Origin of the sequence: Ornithinibacillus massiliensis, assembly GCF_018310345.1 — a bacterium.
In the GTDB taxonomy this organism is placed as follows: domain Bacteria; phylum Bacillota; class Bacilli; order Bacillales; family Amphibacillaceae; genus Ornithinibacillus; species Ornithinibacillus massiliensis.
Genome location: NZ_JAGXBY010000016.1, coordinates 1 through 988 on the forward strand (window position 1 = coordinate 1; position 988 = coordinate 988).

The 988-nt window shown below is 41.8% G+C and carries 1 protein-coding gene; it reads right to left on the reverse strand.

Annotation, left to right across the window (positions count from 1 at the left end):
* A partial coding sequence (locus KGF86_RS19225; RefSeq protein WP_246521722.1) for an RHS repeat-associated core domain-containing protein occupies positions 1-972 on the reverse strand: 972 nt, incomplete at its 3' end.
* Positions 973-988: the final 16 nt, after the last annotated feature.

A 988-nucleotide genomic window follows, 5' to 3' on the forward strand; every position in this document is an offset into this window, starting at 1 on the left:
CTTAGTAACATCCCGGCCATCTACACGTTTCACAGCACCTGTTGCTTGACTTGTTTTTCTGCCAGCACTTGGAAGTTGGTTTAATCCTAGTTTTGCACCTTTTACTACCTTTCCAACCGGTATAAAACTTGTAGCTGCTAATCCCTTCTCTAAAAGCGATGTGTCAGGACTGGTTAGCGTTTTGATATCATCCAAGAATAAAAAGTCTGCCGTACTCTTGAAGAATCCGCCTACTTTTGAAAAGAAGCCTTTCTTTTCCTCTTTTGGTTTCGCTAATTTAACCGTTGGTTTCGTTAGATTTTGCTGATAGGAAGCCACACTTGGCGTTGGGCCTGTTGCCGCTCGTAACATTCGATATCTGTTAAATGTACCACTAGTATAAATAGCTTCCGTTATTTCTTCTCCATTTAGATAGTGTGTGGTTGTCTTTCCGAGCTTAGCACTACCTGCGGGTACTTCTTTATAATTCTTCAGTATTTCATAATTACTTTTTAGTAATTGCTCCGCGGTTATAACCCTGGATTTCGTTTCCGTTGTGACTTCTCTAAATTCTTCAGACTTTGGTAGCAAATGTCCTGGTGTAGCTGTATAGTCAACGGGGTCAATTAACAAGCTTAGAACAGCTTCATAATACCATGTTTTCGTTGTCGTTTCATCCCAGTATGTGGTGATTTCTCTTGCTCCTGTTACTTTTCGGAAATTATCCTCCACAGTCTGACTATCATAGCTTTGAAACTCGTAATTCCACATCTCATGCATTCCGAATCTCGATTCACTTGCATCAATCATTCGGGTGAAATTAGCTCGTTGGTACACCTCATCCGGGATTGCCTGCGGTACCCTTCCAGTCGGATCCCAGTAATTCACTGGATTATTCATTACATACGAATACCGGTTCTGTGATAGTGGGTTATCTAATGTTCCAGCATACGTATCCTCTTGGATGAACCTCGCAGTCGTTGGATCATACATTCGTGCACGCATGTCG